The following is a 21,441-nucleotide window of genomic DNA, read 5'->3' as shown; positions in this document are numbered from 1 at the left end:
ATCCTGCGGTACGGTACAAAAATAAATGCGCTTTCCGCGGCGGCCTCGAAGCCGCCGGGGAGAAAGAGGATCTGGGAGATGGCCATGAAGCTGTACATGCATCCGGGCGCCTGCTCGCTGTCGCCGCACATCGTGTGCCGCGAGCTGGGCCTGCCGGTGGAACTGGTCGAGGTCGACCGCGGGACGCACCGGACGGAGGACGGCGAGGATTATCTGCGCGTCAACGGCAACGGCTATGTGCCGGCGCTGGCCCTGGCGGACGGGCGGGTCCTGACCGAGGGGCCGGCCATCGTGCAGTATCTCGCGGATCTCCGCCCCGAAGTCGGGCTGCTGCCGCCACCCGGCAGCGTCGAGCGCGGTCGGGTCCAGTCCTGGCTGAACTTCATCTCCGCCGAGCTGCACAAGCCGATGGTGATGCTGATGCTCCCCGCCTACGCGCCGGCCCGGACCGCAGTGGCGGCGCTGGTGGACAAGCGCCTGGACTGGCTGGCCGGCCAGCTCGCGGGCCCGTATCTCACCGGCGACCGCTTCACCGTGGCCGATGCCTATCTGTTCGTCTGCCTGAACTGGTCGCCCTGGAACGGCGTCGACCTGGCGCGCCGGCCGGCCCTGGACGCTTTTCACCGGCGTGTCGCCGCCCGGCCGGCGGTGCAGGCGGTGCTGGCGGCGGAAGGGCTGGTGCAGCGCGATGACGGGTTCTTCGGCCCGCGCCCGGCCGAGGCGGCGCAGTGATGAGCGGCGAGGCGCCATCGGCGCAGGAGCGCGAGACCGCCGCCCTGATGCAGCGGTTCAACGACGTGTTCCAGCGCCATGACCCGGCCGCGCTGGCGGAGCTGGTGGCCGAGGATTGCGTGATCGAGAACACCCAGCCCGCCCCGGACGGCGCCCGCCATGTCGGCCGCGGCGCCTGCGTGGCGCTGTGGACACGAATCGCGACCGCGCCCGGGACCGGCTTCGACGTCGAGGACGTCGTGGTGGTCCGCGACCGCGCCATCATCCTGTGGCGCTATCGCTGGGGTGCCGACGGCCAGAGCTCGGTCCGTGGGGTCAACCTGATGCGCGGTCGCGACGGCCGCATCGTCGAGGCGCTGGGCAACGTCAAAGGGGCATGAGGAGCATGGCCGGGACTCGCGCGGCTTGACTCTCCGGGCCAGCGGTGGATTCATATTGGAACAAATACGGAACACTATGCCCCGCCATGTCTGCCCTCGCCGCCCTGCGCGAGCGCCTGAACCGATACGGATCCGCCGTCGAGGATCCGGGCGTCCTGCCGCTCGCTCTGCCTCCGATCGATGACCGCCTGCCGCGCGGCGGGCTGGCGCTCGGCCGGCTGCACCGGGTCGCCGGCGCCGGCGGCGACCCTGCCGGGGCGGCGGCCACCGGCTTTTCCGCGCGGCTGCTGGCCCGGCTGCAGCGGCGCGGGCCGGTGCTGTGGTGCGCCGCGGCCGACGATTTGTACCCGCCGGCCCTGGCCGCGCTGGGCCTGGCGCCGGACCGGCTGATCCTGGTCCGGCCGCGCGACGAGACCGGCGTGCTGGCGGTGGTGGAGGAGGCGTTGCGCACCCGCGGCTTCGGCGCCGTGCTGGCCGAGGCAGTACGCGCCGACCTGTTGGCCGAGCGGCGGCTGCAGCTGGCCTGCGAGTCGCACGGCACCACCGCCCTCCTGCTGCAGCGCCGGCCGATCATGCCGCGCGCCGGCAGCGACGGCATCGTCCGGGCCGGCGCCAGCGCCGCGATGACGCGCTGGACCGTGGCCCCGGCGCCGAGCGGCGGCACCGCCGCCTGGGTCGGGCCGGCGCGCTGGGAGCTGACCCTGACCCACAGCCGCGGCGGCCGGCCCGGCCGCTGGATCGTGGAGATCGAGGATGGGACGGATCGTCTCGCTGTGGTTGCCGAACTGGCCGATCACGCGACTGAGACTGTCGACACCCCGCGACGCCTGGCCGGCTGAGCCGGTCGCGATCGTCGAGACGGTCGAGCAGCGGCGCCAGGTGGTGGCGGTGGACGACCGCGGCTGGGCCGCCGGCATCCGGCCGCGGCAGAAGGCGACCGATGCCCGCGCCGTGCTGCCGGGGCTGGCCCTGATCCCGGCCGACCATGCCGCCGACGCCCGCGCCCTGGCCCGGCTGGTGCGCTGGGCCGGCCGCTACAGCCCCGCCGTCGCCCCCTGCCCGCCCGACGGGCTGTGGCTCGACATCACCGGCTGCGCCCATCTCTGGGGCGGCGAGGACGGGCTGGTCACCGACCTGGCCGCACGGCTGGAGCGCTGGGGCCTGCCGGCGCGCATCGCCGTCGCCGGCAGCTTCGGCGCCGCCTGGGCGCTGGCGCATTACGACAAAGCCGACCGGCGGATCCTGCCCGATGGCGCCGAGCGCGCGGCCCTGGCCCCCCTGCCCACCGCGGCGCTGCGGCTGGGCGAGGAGGAGGTGGCGGCACTGCAGCGGATCGGCCTGACCCGGATCGGCGAGCTGCTGGCGGCGCCGCGCCCCGGCCTGGCCCGCCGCTTCGGCGCCGGGCCGCTGCTGCGGCTGGACCAGGCGCTGGGCCGGGCGGAGGAGACGGTCGGCTTCCGCCGGCCGCCGACGCCCTGGTTCGCCCGCCTGGCCTTCGCCGAGCCGATCGGCACGCCGGAGGACCTGCAGCGCGCCATCGCCGCGCTGGCCGCCGATCTCTGCGCCCGGCTGGAGGCGCGGATGATGGGCGCGGCCCAGTTCACCACCGCCTTCCATCGGGTCGACGGCCGCTGCCAGAGCATCGCCATCCGCACCGCCCTGCCGGTGCGCGACCCGGCCCGGGTCAGGCGCCTGCTGGCCGACCGGCTGGACCGGGTCGATCCCGGCTTCGGGGTCGAGGTGGCGACCCTGCGCGCCGACCGGGTGGCTCCGGTCGGCGGCCGCCAGTCGGGCTTGAGCAAGCTGGAGGGCGAAGGGGCCGGCATCGGCGACCTCGCCGGCTTCGTCGATATCGTCGGCAACCGCATCGGCTTCGACCGGATCTGGCGCCCGGCGGCGGTCGAGAGCCACCTGCCCGAGCGCTCCGTCGAGCCCCGGCCGCCGCTGGCGCCGGATCAGAGCAAGCCCTGGCCACCCGGCTGGGTGCGGCCCCTGCGCCTGCTGCGCCGGCCGGAGCCGATCGAGGCGATCGCCCAGGTGCCGGACGATCCGCCGACCCAGTTCCGCTGGGCCGGCGCGACCCACCGGATCCGCCGCGCCGACGGGCCGGAGCGCATTGCCTATGAATGGTGGCGCCGGCCCCGGCCGCAGGACCGTGCCGAGCCCGACATGATCCGCGACTATTACCGGGTGGAGGACGAGACCGGCCGCCGCTTCTGGGTCTACCGCGCCGGCCTGTACCAGGAAGGCGAGACCGCCCGCTGGTTCCTGCACGGGATGTTCGACTGATGGCCGGGGTGGTCTCGCGGGCTCTGCCCATTTTGAGTCCCCCCTCCCCTTGCGGGAGGGGGATAGGGGGAGGGGGTTGCCGCAGCCCCGAGCCGGCACCTCGTGATCGTCAGCATCTGTGTTTACAGAGCACTTTCCTCTCACCGTCATTGGGAGGAGGCAAAGTCGACGAAGCAATCCAGGGGCTGGTGCGTGCGGCCTCTGGATTGCTTCGCTACGCTCGCAATGACGATGAGGGAAATTGTAAAGAAGCCCTCTTCGCGCGCGGACGCGCGCAGACCCCTCCCCCTGCCCCCCTCCCGCAAGGGGAGGGGGGACTTGGTAAGGGATCCCGGCGGAAGGCGGTCCCGCCATGACCGCCTATGCCGAGCTGCAGGTCACCACCAACTTCTCCTTCCTGCACGGCGGGTCGCATCCGGCGGAACTGGTGGAGACGGCGATCCTGCTGGGCCTGTCGGCCATCGCCGTGACCGACCGCAACTCCCTGGCCGGGATCGTGCGCGGCCATGTCGCCGCCAACCGCAACGAGAATCACCGCAAGGCCAGCCGCATTCCCTACATCGTCGGCTGCCGGCTGGACTTCGCCGACGCGCCGAGCCTGCTGTGCTATCCGACCGACATCGACGCCTATGGCCGCCTGTGCCGGCTGCTGACCGAGGGGAAGGGCCGGGCGAAAAAGGGCGAGTGCCTGCTGCATCATGCCGACCTGCTGCCGTTCAGCGACGGCCAGATCCTGGTGGCGCTGCCGCCCGACCGGATCGATGACGGCTTCGTCACCCATCTCGACCGGCTGCGCTCGGACATGGGCAAGCGGGTCTATCTGGCGGCCAGCCACCGGTATCGCGGCGACGACGCCCGGCGGCTGGAGGCGCTGCGGGAGGTGGCCTTCCGCACCCGGACGCTGCTGGTCGCCACCAATGACGTGCTGTACCACGTGCCGCAGCGGCGCCGGCTGCAGGACGCGCTCACCTGCATCCGCGAGCACTGCACCATCGACGAGGCCGGCTGGCGACTGGAGGCCAATGCCGAGCGGCACCTGAAGACACCCGACGAGATGGAGCGGCTGTTCCGCGACCATCCCTATGCGCTGGAACGGACCGTCGAGATCGCCGAGCGCTGCCGCTTCGACCTGGACGAGCTGGTCAAGAAGTACCAGTACCCCGAGGAGATCACGCCGGAGGGCGAGCCGGCCCAGGCCCGGCTGGAGCGGCTGACCCGGGAGGGGGCGGCCAGGTTGTATCCCCAGGGCGTGCCGGCCGGGCTGCGCGGCCAGATCGAGAAGGAGCTGGCCCTGATCGGCCGGCGCGACTACGCGCCCTTCTTCCTGACCGTGGCCGACATCGTCGCCTACGCCAACAGCCGGGGCATCCTGAACCAGGGCCGCGGCTCCGCCGCCAACAGCATCGTCTGCTATTGCCTGGGCATCACGGCGGTGAACCCGGTCGAGGTCAACCTGCTGTTCGAGCGCTTCATCAGCGAGGAGCGCCACGAGCCGCCCGACATCGATGTCGATTTCGAGCATGAGCGGCGTGAGGAGGTGATCCAGCACATCTACGAGAAGTTCGGTCGCCATCGCACCGCGCTGACGGCCACCGTCATCTGCTACCGCACCCGCGCCGCGGTGCGCGATATCGGCAAGGCGATGGGCCTGTCGGAGGACATGATCGGCGCCCTGTCCGGCTCGGTCTGGGGCTGGAGCATGAGCGGCCTGGACGAGAACCAAGTGCGCGAGGCCGGGCTGGACCCGGCCGATCCCCGGCTGCGCCTGGCGCTGGAGCTCGCGGTCGAGCTGATGGGCTTCCCCCGCCATCTCAGCCAGCACACCGGCGGCTTCGTCTTCGCCCGCAAGCGGCTGGACGAGCTGGTGCCGATCGAGAACGCGGCGATGGCGGACCGCACCGTCATCTGCTGGGACAAGGACGACATCGAGGCGCTGGGCATGCTGAAGGTCGACGTGCTGGCGCTGGGCATGCTGACCGCCTTGCGCCGCTGTTTCGACCTGATGCACGCGCATTATCCGGTGGCGTTCCCCGAACGCCCGAAGCTGGGCCGCCGGCCGGACGACAAGGCCGTCTTCGAGATGCTGAGCCGGGCCGATTCGATCGGCGTGTTCCAAGTCGAATCCCGAGCCCAGCAATCGATGCTGCCGCGGCTGAAGCCGAAGACCTATTACGATTTGGTGATCGAGGTCGCGATCGTCCGCCCCGGCCCGATCCAGGGCGACATGGTGCATCCCTATCTACGCCGCCGCGACGGCATCGAGCCGGTGAGCTATCCGAAGGAGGAGCTCAAGGAGGTGCTGGAGAAGACCATGGGCGTGCCGCTGTTCCAGGAACAGGGCATGAAGTTGGCCATCGTCGCCGCCAAGTTCACCCCGGCCGAGGCCGACAGCCTGCGGCGGGCGATGGCGACGTTCAAGAATGTCGGCACCATCCACACCTATGAGAGGCGCTTCGTCGAGGGCATGGTCGGCAACGGCTATGAGCGCGATTTCGCCGAGCGCTGCTTCAATCAGATCAAGGGCTTCGGCAGCTACGGCTTCCCCGAGGCGCATGCCGCCTCCTTCGCGCTGCTGGTCTATGAGAGCGCCTGGGTCAAGCACCACCACCCCGAGGTGTTCTGCTGCGCCCTGATCAACTCGCAGCCGATGGGCTTCTATGCCCCGGCGCAGCTGGTGCGCGACGCGCGCGAGCACGGCGTGGAAGTGCGCCCGGTCGACGTCAACCGCAGCGACTGGGACTGCACCCTGGAGCCGACCGGCGGCCAGGATCATGCCGTGCGTCTGGGCCTGCGCCTGGTGAAGGGGCTGAGCAAGGACGAGGGCGAAGAGATCGTGAAGCAGCGCGGCGCCGGCTACTCCACGCCGGCCGATCTGGCCCGCCGCGCCGGCGTTTCCTCCCGCGCCCTGAACCGGCTGGCCGAGGCCGCCGCCTTCGGCTCGATGGAGCTCGACCGGCAGCAGGGGCTGTGGGCCGTGGCCGGAGTCGAGGGCGAGGCCCTGCCGCTGTTCGCCGCCCGGCCCGCGCAGTTGGCGCTGTTCGAGGAAGAAGCGGCGGAGCTGCCCCCCCTGCCGCCGGGGCTTGAGGTGCTGGAGGATTACGCCACCACCGGCCTGTCGCTGACGAAGCACCCCCTGGCGCTGCTGCGGCCGGCGCTCACACGGCTCGGCATCGTCCCGGCCCGCAATCTGCGCGACGACCAGACCCGCGACGGCGCCCGCATCCGCATCGCCGGCATCGTGCTGTTCCGGCAGCGGCCGCAGACCGCCAACGGCACCATCTTCGTCACCGTCGAGGATGAGAGCGGTGCCGCCAACATCGTGGTCTGGTCGCAGGTGTCGGAGCAGCACCGCCGCGCCGTCTATGCCGGCCGCCTGCTGGCCTGCGAGGGCCGGGTGCAGAAGGTGGGCGAGGGCGAGCACCAGGTGATCCATGTCGTGGCCGAGCGCTTCGTCGACTGGACCGACCAGTTGCCGGTCCTGGCCCGCGGCACCGACCAGGTGGTGCTCGACCCCGGCCACCAGGCCCGCCCCCGCGCCGACGCCAGCCGCGGCCACCGGGTGACGCTGCGCAGCCGCGACTTCAAGTGAGAGAGCCGGCCTTCCCGCGGCCGTAAAACCCGGCTAAAGCTCGGCCATGTCACTGTTGCGCGGCATGGCGACGGTCGGGGGGTTGACGGCCGTCAGCCGGATCGCCGGATTCGTCCGCGATATCCTGACCGCCTCGCTGCTGGGCGCGGGGCCGATGGCCGACGCCTTCGTGATCGCGGTCAAGCTGCCCAACCTGGCCCGGCGCCTGTTCGCCGACGGTGCCTTCATGGTCACCTTCGTGCCGCAATACGCGGCCGAGCGGGGCGAGCGCGGCCGGGCCGCGGCGCTGGCCTTCGCCGGCGAGGTGCTGGCGGCGCTGCTGGCGGTGCTGATCCCGCTGACCCTGCTGGCCCTCTTGGCCATGCCCGCGATCCTGGCAGTGATCGCCCCCGGCTTCGTCGCCGACCCGGTGCGCGAGGCGCTGGCGCTGGACTATGCCCGGCTAGCCTTCCCCTACCTGCTGCTGATGTCGGTCTCGGCCCTGCTCGGCGGGGTGCTGAACGCGCAGGAGAAGCTGGCCCCCTTCGCCGCGGCGCCGATCCTGTTCAACCTGGTGCTGATCGCGGCGCTGCTGTTCGGCACGCAGTTGGCCGGGTCGCCGGGCCGGGCACTGGCGATCGGCGTCACCCTGTCCGGCATCGTCCAGCTGGCCTGGCTGGCGCTGGCCTGCCGCCGCCACGGCGTGTCGGTGCGGCTGATGCCGCCGCGGATCGGGCCGCGGCTGCGCCGCCTGGTGGTGCTGATGGGGCCGGGCGCGATCGGCACCGGCATCACCCAGATCCAGATGGTGCTGAACACCCTGATCGCCAGCTTCCTTCCGGCCGGCGCGGTCAGTGCGCTGTACTACGCCGACCGGCTGACCCAATTGCCCCTCGGCATCGTCGGCATTGCCCTGGGCACTGCCCTGCTGCCCACCCTGACCCGTCTTTTGGTCGAGGATCGGCCGCAGGATGTCGCGGCGACCCAGAGCCGGGCGATCGAATACGGGCTGCTGCTGGGGCTGCCCGCCGCCGCCGGGCTGATCCTGCTGGCCGGGCCGATCGTGCATGGGCTGTTCGAGCGCGGCGCCTTCGGGCCGGAGCAGACCGTGGCGGTGGCCGGGGCGCTCGCCGCCTATGCCGCCGGCATCCCGGCCTACATCCTGATCCGGGTGTTCTCGACCTTTTGCTTCGCCCGGCAGGACACGGCGACGCCGATGCGCACCGCGCTGGTCGCCACGGTCCTGGCCGTGGCCGGCGCCGCGCTGCTGATGCGCCCCCTGGGCCATGTCGGCATCGCGCTGGCGACCGCCGTCTCGGCCTGGGTCAATGCCGGCCTGCTGGCCTGGTCGCTGCGCCGGCGCGGCGCCCTGCCGGTCGATGCCGGGCTGCGCCGGCGCGGCGGGCGAATCCTGCTGGCGGCGCTGGGCATGGCGGCCGGGCTGCTGCTGGCCCGGCAGGGCACGACGGCCCCCGGCGGCACGGCGCTGGCCGCCCTGATCGCCGGCGGCGCCGCGCTCTACGCCGTCCTCTGCCTGGCTCTGGGCGCGGTCGATCGCGGCGAGCTGGCCCGGTTCCGCCGCCGCGGGCATCTGGCGGCCCCCAATCTAGACCGTTGACCCGGCTGTATCGCCCCGGCCATAAACCGAGCCTCCCCCACCCCTCTGCGGCATCGGCGGACATGAAGCGCATCTTCTCGGGCATCCAGCCCACCCACAACATGCACCTCGGCAACTATCTCGGCGCGGTGCGGAACTGGGTGGCGCTGCAGGACGGGGCGGAGTTCGAGACCATCTACTGCGTCGTCGACCTGCACGCCCTGACCCAGCCGCAGGACCCGGTCGAGCTGCGGGCCCATATCCGCGAACTGGCGGCGACGCTGCTGGCGGTCGGCATCGACCCGGCGCGCAGCATCCTGTTCGCGCAGAGCCAGGTGCCCCAGCACAGCGAGCTGGCCTGGCTGTTTTCCTGCGTCACCCCGCTGGGCTGGCTGCGGCGGATGACCCAGTTCAAGGACAAGGCCGGCAAGCAGCAGGACACGGCGATGCACGGCCTCCTGGCCTATCCCGTGCTGATGGCGGCGGACATCCTGCTGTACAAGGGCACGCACGTCCCGGTCGGCGAGGACCAGAAGCAGCATCTGGAGCTGACCCGCGACATCGCCCAGTCCTTCAACCAGCGCTACGGCGTCGAGTTCTTCCCGCTGCCGGAGCCGCAGATCCTGGGGTCGGCCACCCGGGTGATGAGCTTGCGCGACGGGTCGAAGAAGATGAGCAAGTCGGACGAGTCCGACTACAGCCGCATCAACATGACCGACGACGCCGACACCATCGCGCTGAAGTTCCGCCGGGCCAAGACCGACCCGGAGCCGCTGCCGGCCGAGGCGGCCGGGCTGGCGGGCCGGCCGGAGGCCGAGAACCTGGTCAACATCTACGGCGCCCTGGCCGGCAAGGATGTCGATGCGGTGCTGGCCGAGTTCGGCGGCGCGCCGTTCTCGACCTTCAAGGGCGCCCTCACCGACATCGCCGTGTCGGTGCTGGCGCCGATCGGCGGCGAGATGCGCCGGCTGATGGCCGATCCCGGCCATGTCGATGCGGTGCTGCGCCAGGGCGGCGAGAAGGCCGCCGCAATCGCGGCGCCGGTGCTGGCCGAGACGCAGGACATCATGGGGCTGCTGCGGCCGTGAGGGAGCGCCCGATCTCGTCCCTGCCCAATCTCGGGCCCAAGACCGCGGAGTGGCTCGCCGCCGTCGGCATCACCACCGAGACGGAGCTGCGCGCCATCGGCCCGGTCGAGGCCTGGCAGCGGCTGAAGGCGGCGCAGCCGGAGCTGATCACGGTCAACGCCCTCTACGCCCTGCACGGCGCGCTGACCAACCAGCACTGGGCCGCCCTGCCGCAGGAGCTGCGCGCCCTGCTGCGCAAGGACGCCGGGGTGGAGTGAGGCCGGCCGGTGGCCACCGGCCCGGAAAGCCCCTATACTAAGGGCATGAGCCGCGCCCTGTCCCCGATCGAGTCCGAGTTTGCCACGGTCGAAGAGGCCGAGGCCTATGACCGCTGGTTCCGCACCAAGGTGGAAGCGGCCCTGGCCAGCACGCAGCCCTCAGTTCCCCATGACGAGGCGATGGCACGCCTGCGCGCGCTGATCGACGAGAAGCGCCGCGCCCATGCTGCCCGTAAGCTGGAGCGCTGAGGCTCTCACCGATCTCGAGCAGATTCTCGGCTACATCGCCGAACGCAATCCCGCTGCCGCGGATCGATTGCTGGCCGTTGCCGCTGACACGGCAGAACGGCTGTCGGAGCATCCGTACCTCTATCGACCCGGCCGTGTCGCCGGAACGCGCGAGGCGGTGATCCACCCGAACTACATCATCGTCTATCGGGTCGGCCCGGCTGTCGTCGATATCCTGAGTGTTCTCCACGCCCGGCAAGCCTATCCGCCAAGCTGAGGCAATCTCAGCACCTTCCACATGTCATTGCCGGGCTTGACCCGGCAATCCAGGAGATGTCGACATCCTCTGAATGCCCGGGTCGCGCCCGGGCATGACAGAATGGGACGCTCGGGCTTACCTCAGATCGAAGGATCCGCGTCTTCCCCCGCGCGCTTGGGCGAGCCGGCGAAGCTGGTGATGGCGAAGGACTCCAGCAGGTCGATCGCGGCGTCGCGCGGCATGGCGCCGGTGTCGATCGTCAGATCCGGCGTCTCCGGCTCCTCGTAAGGCGCCGAGACTCCGGTGAAGCCCTGGATCTCGCCGCGGCGCGCCTTGGCATAGAGTCCCTTGGGGTCGCGCTGCTCGCAGATCGCCAGGTCGGCCTTGACGAACACCTCGCGGAAGCCGTCGCCGATCACGTCGCCGGCCAGCGCCCGGTGCCAGCGCTCCGGCGAGATCAGCGCCACGATCGCGATCAGCCCGGCATCGGCGAACAGCCGCGCCACTTCGGCCGCGCGGCGGACGTTCTCGGCCCGGTCCTCGGTCGAGAAGCCGAGGTCGCGGCCTAGGCCGGTGCGCAGCGAATCGCCGTCCAGCACGGTCGCCTGCCAGCCGCGGGCGAACAGGCGGGATTCGAGCGCCGTCGCCAGGGTCGACTTGCCGGCCCCGGACAGGCCGGTCAGCCAGACCACGCCGCCGGCATGGCCGTTGGCGATGCGCCGGGCCGCGGCATCGACCCGCCGCTCGGTCGGGAACAGCAGGCGGCTGTCGCCCGTGGCGTCGAGGATGGTGACGCCGCCGACCACGTCATAGCCGTCGAACAGCACGCCGCGGCCGGTGCCCGGCAGCTCGGCATGGCGGTCGAAGGCGATGGCGGTGCGGCCGACCACCTCGATCTCCGCGGTCTCGTTGCGCCGCACCAGCTCCGCCGTCCGGGTCTCCAGCGTGTGCACCTCGACCACATGGCCGATCCGCTCCACCGTCACCGTGTGCTCGGCCGTGGCCAGACGCAGCGTCAGCCGGGCGCCGGGGCGCAACGGCTCGCGCGCCAGCCAGAACAGGCGCAGCTTCAGCCGGGTCGCGCTCGCCGGCACCTCATCGACCAGGGTCGCGATCTGGCCGCGCTCGACGAACACCGGCGGGTCGAGCGTCAGCCCGACCGCCTGGCCGGCCTTGGCCGTGGTGATCTCGGACGCCGGCCAGCTCTCGATTGCGGCGATGCGCGCGACCTTACCCGAGGGGGCGAAGCGCAGGGTCTGGCCGACCGCCAGGGCGCCGCTCTCGATCCGGCCGGCGACGATGCGCCGCTCGTCGAACTTGTAGACGTCCTGCACCGGCAGGCGCAGCGGCTGGTCGGTCGGCGTCGGCGCCGCCTCCAGCCCGTCCAGCGCCTCGACCAGCGACGGCCCGTCATGCCAGGGCATCAGGGCCGAGCGGGTGGCGATGTTCTCGCCGTGCCGGGCGGCCACCGGCACCACCACAGAGGGGGTGATGCCGACGCTGCCGAGATAGGCCGAGATCTCGTCGACCACGGCCTGGTAGCGGGCCTGGTCGTACCCCACCAGGTCCATCTTGTTGATCGCCACCACCACCTGGGTGATGCCGAGCAGGCCGAGGATCAGCGCGTGGCGGCGCGACTGCTCCAGCGTGCCCTCGCGGGCATCGACCAGCAGCAGCGCCGCGTCGGAGCCGGCGGCGCCGGAGACCATGTTCTTGAGGAACTCGGCATGGCCCGGCGCGTCGATCAGCACATAGCGCCGACGCGGGGTGCGGAACTGCACCTCGGCCGTGTCGATGGTGATGCCCTGGTCGCGCTCCGACTGCAGCGCGTCGATCAGGAACGACCATTCGAACGGCATGCCGCGCTTCTTGCTCATCGCCTCGACCGCCGTGACGCGCTCGGGCCCGAGCGCGCCGGTGTCGTGCAAGAGGCGGCCGATCAGGGTCGACTTGCCATGGTCGACATGGCCGGCGATGACGACGCGCAGGGTGCGGGCGGCGGCCAGCGCCGGGTGCAGGGCGACGATTCCGTCCATGGTCACATGTACCCTGCGCTGCGGAGGCGCTCGAAGCCGTCCTCGGTCTCGTTGTCGATGATCCGGCCGGAGCGTTCGGAGACCTTGGTGGTCTCGAGCTCGGCGATGATCGCCTCGATCGTGTCCGCGTCGCTGGCCACCGGCAGGGTGATGTTCTTCTCGCCCAGCGAGCGGTAGCGCAGCCCGTCCCTGGCGAGGTACAGCGGCACGATCGGGATGCCCTCGCGCTGGGTGTAGCGCCAGACGTCGATCTCGGTCCATTTCAGGATCGGGTGGATGCGGACATGGGTGCCGGGCTCGAACCGGGTCTTGTACTGGCCCCAGAATTCGGCCGGCTGGTCGGCCACGTCCCAGGCGCCCTCGAAGCTGCGCGGGCTGAACACCCGCTCCTTCGCCCGCGTGCCCTGCTCGTCGCGGCGGATGCCGACGATGATGCCTTCGAAGCCCTCGCGCTGAATCACCGCCTTCAGGCCTTCGGTCTTGCGCGCCGCCGCCCGGGCCCCCGCCGCCAGGGTCGGGTCCATGTCCTCCTCCGGCGGGCAGTCCTCGATGATCAGCGGCAGGTTCCACTCGCGCACCAGCCAGTCGCGGAACTCATAGACCTCGGGCAGCTCCATATGGGTCTCGAGCTGGATCAGCGGGAACGGGACGTGGCCGAAGAACGCCTTGCGCAGCAGCCACAGGATCAGGGTGGAATCCTTGCCGATGGACCACAGCAGGGCCAGCCGATCGATACGGGCGAAGGCCTCGCGGAGGATGGTGATGCTCTCCGCTTCGAGTTCGTCGAGATGATTCATGGCCTAAAGGAACGTGACTGGGGAGGGATCGGCGGTGCGGTGGATACCGCATTCGGTCTTGTCTTGGCCAGACCAGCGGCCGGAGCGCGGGTCTGCACCCTGCGCGACCCGCTCGGTACAGGGCATGCAGCCGATCGACAGGAAGCCGTCGGCCTCCAACGGATGGCGGGGCAGATCGCGCGCCTCGAATTCCGCGGCGACCCGGTCGGGCGACCAGCCGGCCAGCGGGTTGATCTTGAAGCGGCCCTCATCGGCCGCCCATTCGACTGCCGGCAGATCGGCGCGGGTGAGCGCCTGGAACCGCTTGCGGCCGGTGATCCAGCTGCCGAAGCCGGACAGCGCCCGTTCCAGCGGCTCGACCTTGCGCAGCGCGCAGCACGCGTCCGGGTCGCGCTGGAACAGCAGCAGGTCGGGGTCTCGTCTGGCGATCTCAGCGGGGTCGGGCCTGACCGAGCGCACATCCTCAAGTCCGAGCTGCGCGACCAGCCGGTCGCGGTAGCGCAGAGTCTCGCCGAAATGCCGCAGCGTGTCGAGGAAGACGACCGGCGTGGCCGGCGCGACTTCGGCCACCAGGGCCAGCAGCACCGCGGATTCGGTGCCGAAGGACGACACCAGCGCGACCCGCCCGAGCCTGGGATCCGCCAGCACCTTTTCGATCAGCGCACACCCGTCCAGCCCGGCGAAATCGGCGGCGATCAGCTCCTGTTCGAGCTGCGAAGCGGCAGCGGCTGAAGCGGACATCGGATGCTCATGCTCGGCAATTGCTCCTATTTTACTGTAAAATAGAGCGCATTTGCTGGTTGACTGTGTGTGAATCCGGGGACTAATGTCAACCATCAATTGTGGATAGAACGCCGCCGCCGATGTCCGCCGAACACTCCGCCGCCCCCGCGGCTCCGCCGAAGCTTTCCGCCGTCGAAGGCGTGAAGGAACAGAGCCGATTCCTGCGCGGCGGCATCGCCGCCGACCTCCTCACCCCGGGTCCCTCGGTCACCGAGGAAAGCTATAACCTGCTGAAATTCCACGGCAGTTATGAGCAGTACGACCGCGACACCGCGACACCGCGGAAGAAGCAGGGGCTGGAGAAGGAATACCAGTTCATGGTCCGCGCCCGCATCCCAGGCGGGCGGCTCACGGCCGAGCAGTATCTGGCGCTCGACGCTATCGCCGACAGGTACTCCAACGGAACGCTGCGGATTACCACGCGCCAGGGAATCCAATTCCACGGTGTGCTGAAGGGAAACCTGAAGGCGACGATCGCCGACATCAACCATTCGATGCTGACCACCATGTCCGCCTGCGGCGATGTGGTGCGCAACGTCATGACCACCCCGGCGCCGATCCGCGACGCGGTGCATGCGCGGCTGGAGGCGGATGCCCGTTTTCTGTCGACGCGGCTGCTGCCGAAGAGCCGGGCCTATTACGAGCTGTTCCTCGACGAGGAGAACCAGACCCCGGCCGAATCGGTGGACGAGCCGCTGTACGGCACCACCTATCTGCCGCGGAAGTTCAAGATCGGCCTGGCCACGCCCGAAGACAACTCGATCGACCTGCTGACGCAGGATCTCGGCATCCTCTCGGTGTTCGAGGGCGACCAGCTGGTCGGGTACAACCTCAATCTCGGCGGCGGCCAGGGGCTGACCCACACCAAGGCCGGCACCCATGCCCGCATGGCGTCGCCGATCGCCTCGGTCGGCCCGGGCGAGCTGCTGCAGGGCGCCGAGGCGGTGATCCGGCTGTACCGCGACCACGGTAACCGCGCCGACCGCAAGCGCGCCCGGCTGAAATACGTGCTCGACGACATGGGGCTGGACTGGACCCGCAAGGAGCTGGAGCGCCAGTTCGGCCGGGTCCTGGCCGACCCGCTGCCGCACGGGCCGTTCCAGGTGCCCGACCATCTCGGCTGGCACGAGCAGGGCGACGGCCGCTTCTGGCTGGGGCTGCCGGTGGCCAGCGGCCGGATCGAGGACGGCCCGAAGGTGCGGCTGCGCACCGCGCTGCGCGCCCTGTTCGAGAACTGGGCCAAGCCGTCGGTGCTGACGCCGCAGCAGGACATCCTGATCGCCGATATCGCCGCCAATGAGCGCGACGAGATCGAGGCGCATCTGCGCGCCCACGGCGTGGTCTTCGCCGAGGACCTGACCGCCGTGCGCCGCTGGACCCTGGCCTGCCCGGCCTTGCCGACCTGCGGCCTGGCGCTGTCGGAGGCCGAGCGCATCCGTGAGCCGCTGGTCGATTCGATCGAGGACGCGCTGCGCAAGCACGGGCTGATCGAGGAGCGGATCAGCATCCGCATCACCGGCTGCCCGAATGGCTGCGCCCGCCCCTATGCCGGCGACATCGGCCTGGTCGGCCGCACCCCCGGCACCTTCGCCCTGTTCCTGGGCGGCGATTTCGAGGGCACCCGGCTGAACGCCAAGCTGACCGAGAAGGTGCCCGAGGCGGCGATCGCCGACACGCTGGACCCGCTGTTCGGCGCCTTCGCCCGCGACCGGCTGCCGGGCGAGGGCTTCGGCGACTGGTGCCACCGCCAGGGCAACGACGCGCTGGCCACCCTGCTGCCCGGCGGGAAGGCGCTCTGATGCTGCCGATCACGCTGTGCCCGGAGGCGGTGCCGGTCGCCCTGGTCGGGCAGGGCGACAAGGCGGTGCGCCGCCTGGCCCAGTTGGACGAAGGCGGCTTCACCGTCACGGTCTTCGCCGACGATCCCTCGGCCGACCTGGTGCTCGCCGCCGGCGACCGGCTGCGGCGGCGGTTGCCGACCGCAACTGATCTCGGCGCCCAGCGCCTGCTGTTGGTGGCCGATCTGGACGAGGCCCGCGCCGCCGACCTCGCCCTCCTGGCCCGCCGCCTCGGCCTGCTGGTCAATGTCGAGGACCGCACGGCGCTGTGCGATTTCCACCTGCCGGCGATCGTGCGCCGCGGCGACCTGGTGGTGGCGATCTCGACCGGCGGCCACAGCCCGCGCCTCGCCGGCCGGCTGCGGCTCGCGGCCGAGCGGCTGATCCATCGCGACTGGGGCATCCGCCTGGCCCAGCTGGGCCTCTTGCGCTCCGAGCTGCGGGCCCAGGGCAAGGGCCCGACGGAGATTTCCCGCGCGGTCGATTCGGTGATCGACCGCGAAGGCTGGCTCGGCCGGCCGGGGGCCTGAGGGGCCCCACCAGGCTTACACACACGCAGCCGGATCCATGGGGCAGGGGTCCGATACCAACGGAGCCCCTCGAACCGTGTCAGTGCGGCGGCGCCGATGCGGCCGCTTCCTTGTCGTGCACGGCGAAGCGCTCGACCATGGTGGCACTGGCCGCGTTCAGGCCGACGACCTCGACCTCGCGACCGTGCCGGCGCGCCTTCAGCACCACGCGGTCGAGTGCGCCGACGGCCGAGATGTCCCAGAAATGCGCGTCGCCGACATCGATGATGATTCTCTCGACCGGCTCGATCACGTCGATGGATTCCGCGAAGGTCCCGGCGGAGGCGAAGAACACCTGCCCCTCGACCCGGTAGGTCCGGACCGTCTCGTCCGGCGAGAGCGTCGAGGTGACGCGGCTGAGGCGAGACACTTTGCCGGCGAAGAACACGCCGGACAGCAGCACGCCGACCAGCACGCCGATCGCCAGGTCCGAGGTGGCGACGACCGTGGCCACCGTCGCCAGCATCACCACCGAGGAGGGCACGGGATTGCTGCGCAGCCGGACCAGCGAGCGCCAGGAGAAGGTGTTGACCGACACCATGATCATGACGGCGGTCAGCGCCGCGACCGGGACGATGGCCAGCAGGTCCTGCAGCGCGACCAGCAGCACCAGCAGGAAGCCGCCCGCCACCAGGGTCGAGAGGCGGCCGCGCGCGCCGGAGGAGACGTTGATCACCGACTGGCCGATCATGGCGCAGCCGCCCATGCCGCCGAACAGCGCCGAGGCGATGTTGGCGACGCCTTGGCCGGAGCATTCCCGGTTCTTGTTGCTGGACGTGTCGGTCATGTCGTCGACGATCTGGGCGGTCAACAGCGATTCGAGCAGCGCGACCGCCGCGAGGGTCAGTGCGACCGGCAGCAGGATGCGCAGGGTCTCCAGCGTGAACGGCACTGAGGGCAGACCGAAGGCCGGCAGGGACGACGGCAGCTCGCCGAGATGCGCCACCGTGCGCACGTCGAGCCGGAACACGACCGCGACGACGGTAACCATGGCGATCGCCACCAGGGGCGACGGGATGGCCCGGGTGACCCGCGGGAACAGGTAGATGATGGCGAGGCCGAGCGCGATCAGCCCGTAGGTCGCGGGCGGCACGCCGACCAGCTCCGGCAGCTGGGCCAGGAAGATCAGGATGGCCAGCGCATTGACGAAGCCGGTCATCACCGACTGGGAGACGAACCGCATCAGCCGGCCAAGCTTCAGGAAGCCGGCGAGGATCTGGAAAACACCCATCAGGATCGTGGCGGCGAACAGGTACTGCACGCCGTGGTCGCGGACGAGGTCGGTCATCACTACGGCGGTCGCGGCCGTGGCCGCCGAGATCATGGCCGGCCGGCCGCCGGCGAAGGCGATCACGATGGCGATCACGACCGAGGCGAACAGGCCGATCTTCGGATCGACGCCGGCGATCACGGAGAAGCCGATCGCCTCCGGGATCAACGCCAGGGCCACGACGATGCCGGACAGGACGTCGCCGCGGATGTTGGAGAGCCAGTCGCGGCGGAGGGCCGAATGTGTGTTCATAAGGGTACCCGCAATAGACATGCGCTCGCCGCCGCGATGTCGCGAGGACGGCCAGTGAGGTCATTTGCGTTGTCCGGCGGATCGGCGGCCGGAAGAGCCACCCGGGATTTCACCGGGTCCAGTCGAATGGCCCTACATACCGCCGCGCATACTGCATTGCAATATCGCCACTTCGCGACCAGGGCGGTCAGACACCCCGGCGAGCGATCAGGAAGGCCCCGACAGCCAGCAGGACGGCCCCGATCAGGGGCGTGGCGTTCGCCTGAAGCGTCGGGGCGTCGGGCTTCAACTGGTCCGCCGCCAGCCCGGCCACCAGCTGGCTCGCCACCAGGATGGCGATGGTGGGTGCCGCCCCCAGCCGCTGATAGCCGAGGATTCCGGCGAAGACGAAGAACGAGCCGAGCAGCCCCGGCAGGAACGCCCAGGAGCGCAGGGCCGACACCGCCTCGGCCACGCCGCCCATGCCGTTGCGGAGCAGCAGCAGGGTCAGCAGCGCCGTCAGCCCGACGGCGGAGTTGATTACCAGCGCGATCAGCACGGTCGAGGCCGACAGCGTGATCCGGACCATCAGCAGGTTCTGCAGCACCAGGCACAGCCCGGCCGAGACCAGCAGCGCGACCGTCGGGGCGGCGCCCATCAGGCCCGCCCGTCCGGACCGATGCGGCCGTCGAGCCGCAGTTGCAGGAAGGCCAGGTCGAGCCAGCGGCCGAACTTCGTCCCGACCTCGCGCAGCACCCCCGCCGGCTCGAAGCCGAGCGATTCGTGCAGCCGGATCGAGCCGGCGTTGCCCGCCTCGATGCCGGCGACCATGACGTGCTTGCCCAGGGCCTTCGCCCGGAGGATGAGCGCCAGCATCAGGGCCTTGCCGACTCCGCCGCCGCGCCGGTTGCGGTGGACATAGACCGAATGCTCGACGGTGTGGCGATAGCCGTCCCAGGCGCGCCAGTCGCCGAAGGAGGCGTAGCCCGCCACCCGGCCGTCGTCATCGACCGCCACCAGAACCGGGTAGCCGAGGCGCCGCCGCTCCACGAGCCAGGCGGCGCGGTTCGCCGCATCGACCACGGTCTCGTTCCAGATCGCGGTCGTGTGGACCACGGCGTCGTTGTAGATCGCCAGGATGCCGGCGATGTCGCCAGCCTCGGCGTCGCGAATGCGCATCTCACCCTCACGACAATGGACAGCCCGTAGATTGAGCCTCCTCGCTGCATTCGTCCATTTTAGTGATACGCATTGCTCATATGGTCCACTATAGTAGCACGCATGGTGAGCTCCGACGGCATCGACCGGCGCATCGGCGCCCGCATCCGGATCGAGCGGGACAGCCGCGGCTGGTCCCTCTCCGACCTCGCCGCGCGCGCTGCCGTCTCTCGCGCCATGGTGTTCAAGGTGGAAAGGGGCGAGAGCAGCCCGACGGCCAGCCTGCTCGGCAAGCTGTCCGGCGCCTTCGGCCTCAGCATGTCGACGCTGATGGCGCGGGCCGAGATGCAGCAGGGCCGGCTGTCGCGGCGGCCCGACCAGCCGGTGTGGACCGACCCGCAGACCGGCTATCTGCGCCGGCACGTGTCGCCGCGCACCGACCTGCCGCTCGACCTCGTGCGGATCGAGCTGCCGGCCGGGCGGGAGGTGCCGATGCCGGCCTCGGCCTATGCCTTCCAGCGCCAGCTGATCTGGGTTCTCGAGGGCGCGCTGGTGTTCGTCGAGGGGACGGCGCGGCACGAGATGCAGGCCGGCGACTGCCTTGAGCTCGGCCCGCCGGTCGACTGCATCTTCCGGAATGAGAGCGATCGCCCCTGCACCTACGCCGTCGTGGTGCTGCGCCAGCCTTGACCCCGGAGGGGTCCGGCCTCAGGCCTTGTCCAGCGGGAAGCCCCTGAACGGCTTGATCTCCTTCAGCACGAACATCGTCTGCATCTCCTTGATCCCGGGCAGCCGGCGTACGACCGCCATGGCGAAGTCGGCGTAGCTGTCGAGATCCGGGGCCACGACCTGCAGCAGGAAGTCCGAATCGCCGGCGATGCTGTAGCAGGCGACCACCTCCGGCAGCTGCCGGACGCTCTCCGAGAACTCCTCCGCCTCCGCCTCGCTGTGGCTGTCGATCCTGACCCGGATGAAGGCGAGCACGCCGAGGCCGATCCGCCGCCGGTCCAGCAGTGCCGCATAGCCCTGGATGACGCCGCCCTCCTCCAGTTGGCGGACACGGCGCCAGCAGGGCGAGGTCGACAGCCCGACTTCGGCCGACAGCGCCTGGTTGGTCAGCCGGCCGTCCTGCTGCAGGGCGCCCAGGATGCGGAGATCGACCGGTTCGAGCATGATCTACCTTGAAGAGGATTTATCTTGGTAGACCCTACCAGAGAGCCAGATAGAACAGCGCAAGGATAGGCAGGATCGACCAGCCGGCAGGATGTATCCTGCCGGGCAGAAGAGATTCTCCTGAAGGCCGCCATGACCCAAGACCTCCGCCTCGCGATCGTCGTGAACCCCGACCTCCCGCTCGGGCTGATCGCCAACACCGCCGGCGCCATCGCCATCGGGCTGGGGGCCCGGCTGCCGGCCCTGGCGGCGCGGCAGTTGACCGACCGTCACGACCGCACCATCGACATCAGCTCGAACCAGCCGGTGCCGGTGCTGCAGGCCGACGCGGCGGCGATCCGGGCGCTGCTGCTGAAGGCGCTGGCACAGCCGGACGAGGGGCCGGGCGAGCGGGCGGTGGTGCCGTTCCCGGCCTTCGCCCGGTCGCTGCATGCCTATGCCGAATACGAGGCCGCCTTCCCCGGCCGCGACCTGGGCGAGGAGGCGATCGACGGTCTGGGCCTCGCCGGCCCGGCGAAATGGGTGAAGTCGCTGACCGGCTCGCTCAGGCTGCTGCGGTGATCAGTTCGCCCCCGGGACCGGGCAGCTCATGTCGCCTTCCTCGCAGTTGAGATAGGTCTTGAAGTCCTCGATCCGGCTCTTGGTCTGGCCGTCCAGGCACATCGCATGGATCATCGGCGCGGCGGTGCCGCCCGCGACGGCGGACTCCTGGAAATTGCACTCCGCGTCGCGGAAGGCGACCCAGGCCCGCTGCGTCGCCACCAGCAGCCTGGTCTTGTCCGCGTCGTCCTTCAGCCGGGCCGTGATCTCCTTGTAGAGCTTGTTCAGCTCGGCATCCGACGTCTTGAACGCCTTGCCGTAGCATTCGTTCAGATCCGCCTGGCCCTGGGCGCTGTCGCAGTCATCGGCCCGTGCGCGGGTCGGGCCGATGACGGCCGCAACCGCCAGCAGGGCGACGAGACCGGCGAGTGAAGCACGCATGGACGATCTCCCTATCCTCGGCAGGAATTCCGCTGTCATGCGCGATTCGTAGCGGCTTCCAACGCGGACTGCCAACAGGGAGTCGGCTGCGGCCGAAACATCGATCGGCCCGCCCGCTCCGTCCTGCGGCCGACGGCGTGCGTGTGACGCCGGTGACAGCGGTCCCCTGCCCGAGCGGGCCATGGTGGGATCGGCATCCAAGGAGGT

At 70.6% G+C, this 21,441-nt stretch carries 22 protein-coding genes and 1 other annotated feature; of the genes, 14 read left to right on the top strand and 8 right to left on the bottom strand.

Features of this window, described 5'->3' with window-relative positions; all coding sequences use genetic code 11:
• Positions 1-84 precede the first annotated feature (84 nt).
• The 10 genes from gstA (at position 85) to QFZ27_RS07115 (ending at position 10,416) form a co-directional block, all read left to right on the top strand.
• Positions 85-732, top strand: coding sequence for a glutathione transferase GstA (gene gstA / locus QFZ27_RS07160; RefSeq protein ID WP_429225406.1), 648 nt, complete (start codon positions 85-87; stop codon positions 730-732).
• A complete protein-coding gene (locus QFZ27_RS07155) occupies positions 732-1,112 on the top strand; it encodes a nuclear transport factor 2 family protein (RefSeq protein ID WP_429225405.1) in 381 nt (126 codons plus the stop codon). Before gstA ends, QFZ27_RS07155 begins: the two co-directional genes overlap by 1 nt.
• An 86-nt stretch (positions 1,113-1,198) precedes the next feature.
• Positions 1,199-1,951 (top strand): ImuA family protein, encoded by a 753-nt coding sequence (locus QFZ27_RS07150; protein ID WP_429225404.1) that lies wholly within the window; start codon positions 1,199-1,201, stop codon positions 1,949-1,951.
• Positions 1,866-3,401: a Y-family DNA polymerase gene (locus tag QFZ27_RS07145; RefSeq protein WP_429225403.1), complete on the top strand. Its 1,536-nt coding sequence runs from the start codon at positions 1,866-1,868 to the stop codon at positions 3,399-3,401. The genes QFZ27_RS07150 and QFZ27_RS07145 overlap by 86 nt, the downstream gene beginning before the upstream one ends.
• A 352-nt stretch (positions 3,402-3,753) precedes the next feature.
• Positions 3,754-6,990: an error-prone DNA polymerase gene (locus QFZ27_RS07140; protein ID WP_429225402.1), complete on the top strand. Its 3,237-nt coding sequence runs from the start codon at positions 3,754-3,756 to the stop codon at positions 6,988-6,990.
• 46 nt (positions 6,991-7,036) lie between these two features.
• Entirely contained in the window at positions 7,037-8,587 is a 1,551-nt protein-coding gene (gene murJ, locus QFZ27_RS07135) for a murein biosynthesis integral membrane protein MurJ (RefSeq protein WP_429225401.1), read from the top strand.
• A 62-nt stretch (positions 8,588-8,649) separates the two neighbouring features.
• Positions 8,650-9,654: a tryptophan--tRNA ligase gene (gene trpS, locus QFZ27_RS07130; RefSeq protein WP_429225400.1), complete on the top strand. Its 1,005-nt coding sequence runs from the start codon at positions 8,650-8,652 to the stop codon at positions 9,652-9,654.
• On the top strand, positions 9,651-9,911 hold the full coding sequence (locus tag QFZ27_RS07125) for a TfoX/Sxy family protein (RefSeq protein WP_429225399.1): 261 nt from the start codon (positions 9,651-9,653) through the stop codon (positions 9,909-9,911). Before trpS ends, QFZ27_RS07125 begins: the two co-directional genes overlap by 4 nt.
• A gap of 9 nt (positions 9,912-9,920) precedes the next feature.
• Entirely contained in the window at positions 9,921-10,160 is a 240-nt protein-coding gene (gene relB, locus QFZ27_RS07120) for a type II toxin-antitoxin system RelB family antitoxin (protein WP_429225398.1), read from the top strand.
• Entirely contained in the window at positions 10,135-10,416 is a 282-nt protein-coding gene (locus QFZ27_RS07115; RefSeq protein ID WP_429225397.1) for a type II toxin-antitoxin system RelE/ParE family toxin, read from the top strand. The genes relB and QFZ27_RS07115 overlap by 26 nt, the downstream gene beginning before the upstream one ends.
• Before the next feature lie 122 nt (positions 10,417-10,538).
• Here QFZ27_RS07115 and cysC read toward each other — a convergent pair whose 3' ends face one another.
• From cysC to QFZ27_RS07100, 3 genes are read right to left on the bottom strand one after another with little or no spacing between them, the layout of a single operon-like run.
• The gene (gene cysC, locus QFZ27_RS07110) at positions 10,539-12,434 is read right to left on the bottom strand and encodes an adenylyl-sulfate kinase (protein ID WP_429232420.1); all 1,896 of its coding nucleotides are present in this window, start codon (positions 12,432-12,434) and stop codon (positions 10,539-10,541) included.
• A 2-nt stretch (positions 12,435-12,436) separates the two neighbouring features.
• A complete protein-coding gene (cysD, locus tag QFZ27_RS07105; protein ID WP_429225396.1) occupies positions 12,437-13,231 on the bottom strand; it encodes a sulfate adenylyltransferase subunit CysD in 795 nt (264 codons plus the stop codon).
• Positions 13,232-13,234: 3 nt separating this feature from the next.
• A complete protein-coding gene (locus tag QFZ27_RS07100; RefSeq protein ID WP_429225395.1) occupies positions 13,235-13,972 on the bottom strand; it encodes a phosphoadenylyl-sulfate reductase in 738 nt (245 codons plus the stop codon).
• Between the two features lie 122 nt (positions 13,973-14,094).
• On the opposite strand from QFZ27_RS07100, the gene QFZ27_RS07095 reads away from it, so the two are divergent.
• Together QFZ27_RS07095 and QFZ27_RS07090 are read left to right on the top strand one after the other, a co-directional pair.
• Positions 14,095-15,813 carry an NADPH-dependent assimilatory sulfite reductase hemoprotein subunit gene (locus QFZ27_RS07095; protein ID WP_429225394.1) on the top strand — a complete coding sequence of 573 codons (1,719 nt, stop codon included), beginning with the start codon at positions 14,095-14,097 and terminating at the stop codon, positions 15,811-15,813.
• Positions 15,813-16,382, top strand: a complete 570-nt coding sequence (locus QFZ27_RS07090; RefSeq protein ID WP_429225393.1) for a precorrin-2 dehydrogenase/sirohydrochlorin ferrochelatase family protein — start codon at positions 15,813-15,815, stop codon at positions 16,380-16,382. The genes QFZ27_RS07095 and QFZ27_RS07090 overlap by 1 nt, the downstream gene beginning before the upstream one ends.
• Before the next feature lie 79 nt (positions 16,383-16,461).
• Here QFZ27_RS07090 and QFZ27_RS07085 read toward each other — a convergent pair whose 3' ends face one another.
• The 3 genes from QFZ27_RS07085 to QFZ27_RS07075 form a co-directional block, all read right to left on the bottom strand.
• Complete coding sequence (locus tag QFZ27_RS07085; RefSeq protein ID WP_429225392.1) at positions 16,462-17,943, bottom strand: SulP family inorganic anion transporter; 1,482 nt, start codon at positions 17,941-17,943, stop codon at positions 16,462-16,464.
• Between the two features lie 67 nt (positions 17,944-18,010).
• Positions 18,011-18,066: a sequence feature (sul1 is cis-regulatory element that is thought to sense ions involved in sulfur or methionine metabolism; They are found in Alphaproteobacteria), on the bottom strand.
• Positions 18,067-18,130: 64 nt separating this feature from the next.
• Complete coding sequence (locus QFZ27_RS07080) at positions 18,131-18,580, bottom strand: DMT family transporter (protein WP_429225391.1); 450 nt, start codon at positions 18,578-18,580, stop codon at positions 18,131-18,133.
• Positions 18,580-19,101: a GNAT family N-acetyltransferase gene (locus QFZ27_RS07075; RefSeq protein ID WP_429225390.1), complete on the bottom strand. Its 522-nt coding sequence runs from the start codon at positions 19,099-19,101 to the stop codon at positions 18,580-18,582. Before QFZ27_RS07075 ends, QFZ27_RS07080 begins: the two co-directional genes overlap by 1 nt.
• Before the next feature lie 102 nt (positions 19,102-19,203).
• Between QFZ27_RS07075 and QFZ27_RS07070 the strand changes: the two genes are divergently transcribed.
• Positions 19,204-19,770 carry a helix-turn-helix domain-containing protein gene (locus tag QFZ27_RS07070; protein WP_429225389.1) on the top strand — a complete coding sequence of 189 codons (567 nt, stop codon included), beginning with the start codon at positions 19,204-19,206 and terminating at the stop codon, positions 19,768-19,770.
• A gap of 18 nt (positions 19,771-19,788) precedes the next feature.
• On the opposite strand, the gene QFZ27_RS07065 is transcribed toward QFZ27_RS07070, so the two are convergent.
• A complete protein-coding gene (locus QFZ27_RS07065) occupies positions 19,789-20,253 on the bottom strand; it encodes an Lrp/AsnC family transcriptional regulator (protein WP_429225388.1) in 465 nt (154 codons plus the stop codon).
• Positions 20,254-20,385: 132 nt separating this feature from the next.
• Here QFZ27_RS07065 and QFZ27_RS07060 point away from each other — a divergent pair, with 132 nt between their 5' ends.
• Positions 20,386-20,814 (top strand): DUF2000 domain-containing protein, encoded by a 429-nt coding sequence (locus QFZ27_RS07060; protein ID WP_429225387.1) that lies wholly within the window; start codon positions 20,386-20,388, stop codon positions 20,812-20,814.
• Here the strand turns inward: QFZ27_RS07060 and QFZ27_RS07055 are convergent, their stop codons facing one another.
• Positions 20,815-21,234 (bottom strand): lysozyme inhibitor LprI family protein, encoded by a 420-nt coding sequence (locus QFZ27_RS07055; protein ID WP_429225386.1) that lies wholly within the window; start codon positions 21,232-21,234, stop codon positions 20,815-20,817.
• Between the last annotated feature and the right edge of the window lie 207 nt (positions 21,235-21,441).

The organism is Inquilinus ginsengisoli, assembly GCF_050434925.1.
GTDB classification, from domain to species: domain Bacteria; phylum Pseudomonadota; class Alphaproteobacteria; order DSM-16000; family Inquilinaceae; genus Inquilinus; species Inquilinus ginsengisoli_B.
This window is presented reverse-complemented; position numbering and strand designations above follow the sequence as displayed.